4 protein-coding genes and 1 tRNA gene are annotated in these 3,933 nt (G+C 37.4%); 2 read left to right on the top strand and 3 right to left on the bottom strand.

The genetic code is table 11. The features are described from left to right. Position 1: 1 nt before the first annotated feature. Positions 2–73 (bottom strand) — tRNA-Glu (locus tag OCF96_RS09730). Between the two features lie 61 nt (positions 74–134). Beyond that, complete coding sequence (gene rlmD, locus OCF96_RS09725; RefSeq protein ID WP_261447038.1) at positions 135–1,490, bottom strand: 23S rRNA (uracil(1939)-C(5))-methyltransferase RlmD; 1,356 nt, start codon at positions 1,488–1,490, stop codon at positions 135–137. 37 nt (positions 1,491–1,527) lie between these two features. Between rlmD and recX the strand changes: the two genes are divergently transcribed. Both recX and ntdP read left to right on the top strand, forming a co-directional pair. After that, on the top strand, positions 1,528–2,304 hold the full coding sequence (recX, locus tag OCF96_RS09720) for a recombination regulator RecX (RefSeq protein WP_261447037.1): 777 nt from the start codon (positions 1,528–1,530) through the stop codon (positions 2,302–2,304). An 88-nt stretch (positions 2,305–2,392) separates the two neighbouring features. After that, a complete protein-coding gene (ntdP, locus tag OCF96_RS09715; RefSeq protein WP_000775316.1) occupies positions 2,393–2,926 on the top strand; it encodes a nucleoside tri-diphosphate phosphatase in 534 nt (177 codons plus the stop codon). 70 nt (positions 2,927–2,996) lie between these two features. On the opposite strand, the gene OCF96_RS09710 is transcribed toward ntdP, so the two are convergent. Next, the gene (locus OCF96_RS09710) at positions 2,997–3,764 is read right to left on the bottom strand and encodes an epoxyqueuosine reductase QueH (protein ID WP_261447036.1); all 768 of its coding nucleotides are present in this window, start codon (positions 3,762–3,764) and stop codon (positions 2,997–2,999) included. Positions 3,765–3,933: the final 169 nt, after the last annotated feature.

Here is a 3,933-nt window from a genome sequence, read left to right as displayed (position 1 = left end):
ATAGTCCGTACGGGATTCGAACCCGTGTTACCGCCGTGAAAAGGCGGTGTCTTAACCCCTTGACCAACGGACCTGAGCTGTTATTTTCAACTCTTACTATTATACTGGCTTTTCAAACTTTGTCAACACTTTTTTTAAACTTTTTTTATTAATTTTACAACAGCTTCCGTTCGAGCTGTATGCGGGAACATATCGACCGACTGGATATAATGGAGATCATAGACTTCTACTAAACGTACTAAATCACGAGCCAAGGTCGAAACATTGCAAGAAATATAGACCATTTTTTCTGGTACATAAGTAAGAATAGTATCTAATAACTTATCATCCAGACCTGTACGTGGTGGATCCACAATCAGAGCATCTGCTCGGTAGCCTTCCTTATACCAGAGAGGAATAATCTCTTCTGCCGTTCCAGCTTCATAATGAGTATTGTCAAATCCCATTCTTTTAGCATTTCGCTTGGCATCTTCAATAGCTTCTGGAATAATATCCATACCTCTGAGTGTTTTTACTTTCTTTGCAAAGGCAAAACCAATTGTTCCAACTCCACAATAAGCGTCAATCAAATGGTCTTCTTTACTAACATCCAGCGCTTTTACTGCCTCGTTATAAAGAACTTCTGTTTGTTCAGGATTTAGTTGATAGAAAGCTCGAGGAGATAGTGAAAATTCATAATCAAGTACACCTTCTTGAATACTCTCTTGTCCCCAGATAATCTCTGTCTTTTCACCATAAATCTCACTGGTTTTAGCTGTATTTGTATTCACAGCTACTGTCACAACTTCTGGAAAATCTTTAACTAAGTCTTTCACTAGTTGGGTAAAATTAAGCTGACGATTTGTAACAATAATAATCTGAACCTGTCCAGTCTTTCTTGCTCGTCGAACCATTATAGTTCTAACACCTAGAACTTTTCTCTCATCCGTGATTGGAATTTGGTGAAAAGTAAGTAATTCCGCTAGACGATTAGCAATCACTTGTGTTTCCTTATCTTGTACCAGGCAATCTTTCAACTCTACTAAATAGTGAGAATTTTGTGCATATAAGCCCGCCTTGACCTGATTCTTAAATTTTCGAGTCTGAAATTGTAACTTAGCACGGTAATATTTTGGTTCCTGCATACCAATTGTCGAACGAATTTCATAGTTTTCATATCCTGTAGGAGCAAATTTTTTCAGCGCTTGATAAAGCAAGTCCGTCTTGAACTCCAGCTGCTTATCATAATGCAGGTGCATGATTTGGCAGCCTCCGCACTCATTGTAAATAGTACAAGCTGGCACAACTCGAAATTTAGACTTCTTGTTGACCTTCAGTAATTTTGCCTCAACAAAGTTACGTTTAATAGAAGTAATCTGACAATAGATATCTTCTCCTTTTAAAGCTCCAGGTACAAAGACTAACGTTTTTTGGTAAAAGCCGATTCCCTCACCATTAATTCCCATGCGCTTGATTTTTAATGGTATTTTTTGTTTCACTTTCAGATTCATATCCCTATCTTATCACATTTTGAGTTATAATAGAACTATGAAAATCACAAAACTTGAAAAGAAAAAAAGACTCTATCTGATGGAGCTTGATAATGACTACAAATGCTATATTACTGAAGATACAATTGTTCGTTTTATGTTATCAAGAGATAAGGTGATAAGTGAAGAAGAATTGAAAGATATTCAGGACTTTGCCCAATTTTCTTACGGTAAGAATCTAGCCCTCTACCACCTATCCTTTAAAGCACGTACTGAAAAAGAGGTCAGAGAATATCTGAAAAAATACGATATTGATGAAAACATCGTTTCTCAAGTCATTATTAATCTTAAAGAAGATAAGTGGATTAATGATGCTCAGTACGCTTATGCTATCATCAATGCTAATCAACTTTCAGGAGACAAGGGACCTTATGTACTGACTCAGAAACTAGTACAAAAGGGGATTTCAAAATCTACTATAGAGGAGACCTTGAAAGAATTTGATTTTTCGGAAGTTGCTCAACGTGTAGCTAATAAACTATTGAAAAAATATGAAGGAAAACTTCCAGCTCGTGCCTTGCAAGATAAGATTATCCAGAACTTGACCAACAAGGGATTCTCTTACTCTGATGCTAAAAGTTCCTTTGACCAGTTGGATAGTCAAGTTGACCAAGAAACGACTCAGGAACTCATCTTCAAGGAACTCGATAAGCAATATGCTAAGTATACCCGAAAATATGAAGGATACGAACTTAAACAGCGTTTAACCCAAGTTTTAGCACGAAAAGGCTACGATTTTTCGGATATAGCAAGCGCTCTCAGAGAATATCTTTAATATTTTCATGTAAAATTCACAGATTTTAGGTAATTTTATGGTACAATAGTAAACGATAAACTTATAAATTGTAGAAAGTTGGTTAGTTATGAAGCTTCCAAAAGAAGGCGACTTTATTACAATTCAAAGTTATAAGCATGATGGGAGTCTCCACCGAACTTGGCGGGACACCATGGTACTAAAAACAACAGAAAACGCCATTATTGGTGTCAACGATCATACACTGGTTACCGAAAGTGATGGTCGTCGTTGGGTCACTCGAGAACCGGCTATTGTTTACTTTCACAAGAAATATTGGTTTAATATCATTGCCATGATTCGCGATAATGGAATTTCCTACTATTGCAATATGGCTAGCCCCTACTATCTGGATGAAGAAGCACTGAAGTATATTGATTACGATTTGGATGTTAAAATTTTTACAGATGGAGAGAAACGTCTCTTGGACGTTGAGGAGTATGAGCGTCACAAACGCAAAATGAATTATTCTGATGACTTGGACTATATTTTAAAAGAACATGTCAAAATTCTTGTTGATTGGATTAACAATGGACGAGGTCCTTTCTCAGAAGCCTATGTAAACATTTGGTACAAGCGCTATGTAGAACTAAAGAATCGGTAAAGTTGTCAAACTGGGGGTAAGACCCCGGTTTTTTTATTTTAAAAACCCAGCTTTACAGCTAGGCTTATCCTTATATATCTAATTTTGTAACTGTAAATTTGATATGGGAATAGTCTTTTTCAACATCCTTATCCAGTAAGAAAGCCGTGGCATCCTTCTTAACCTGAACCAAATCAATATTCTGAGCTTGAGCTGCATAGACGCATCCACAATAGCATTGACGGTAGATGTCATACTCTTCACACATCTCTACTGAACGTTTGTAGCCTTGATTTTTCTTGAAATCACTTGGAAGATAGTGGGTTGTGTAAATTTTTTGCACATCGATTCCGATGCTGTTAATGGTTTGAGAATTCTTATGAGGACTGATGGTCAAGGCTGAGCCAAAGTAGTCAAAGCCCAAATCCATAGCCACTTGCGCCGTCTTATCCAGTCGGTAGTCAAAGCAAACCTTGCAACGGTCGCCACCTTCTGGCTCTTCTTCCAGTCCTCTGACTAACTTACGATATTCATTTGGTTCGTAGGGAGATTCTAGGTACTGAACGTTATTGCCAGTTCGCTCATTGAAATCACTGACAAACTTTTTAGTCACATAGGCACGCTTATGGTATTCTGCCTTGGGATGAATATTAGAATTGGCAAAATAGATGGTCACATCTGCATACTTGGTCAGGTATTCTAAGGTATAGGTACTGCAAGGGGCACAGCAAACATGCATGAGAATGGTTGGCCGTTGCTCATTTTTCTCCCATACTTGCACCATCTTCTGCATAACACGGTCATAATTAATCTTCTGATTGGGGTTCATCTTGCTCAGAATTTCTTCTACATCGATCATGTTCTTCTCCTTTTTCTAGTCTTATTTTATCATATAAGTTTAGAGAGCTCAAATCAATTTAGAAGTGAATAGCATAAAAAGGAGGGGTAGGCATTGTACTGACCCCAAAAAGTTAGACAATTAATTTAAGCAAAGGATTTAGTTCTGTATTGTACAGGGCTAAGTCCTT

Source organism: Streptococcus mitis, assembly GCF_946190065.1.
In the GTDB taxonomy this organism is placed as follows: Bacteria; Bacillota; Bacilli; order Lactobacillales; family Streptococcaceae; genus Streptococcus; species Streptococcus mitis_DE.
This window is presented reverse-complemented; position numbering and strand designations above follow the sequence as displayed.

Bases quoted from the DNA above. Each gene is read 5' to 3' on its own strand.
- rlmD (WP_261447038.1), bottom strand. From the start codon at position 1,490: ATGAATCTGAAAGTGAAACAAAAAATACCATTAAAAATCAAGCGCATG.
- recX (WP_261447037.1), top strand. From the start codon at position 1,528: ATGAAAATCACAAAACTTGAAAAGAAAAAAAGACTCTATCTGATGGAG.
- ntdP (WP_000775316.1), top strand. From the start codon at position 2,393: ATGAAGCTTCCAAAAGAAGGCGACTTTATTACAATTCAAAGTTATAAG.
- OCF96_RS09710 (WP_261447036.1), bottom strand. From the start codon at position 3,764: ATGATCGATGTAGAAGAAATTCTGAGCAAGATGAACCCCAATCAGAAG.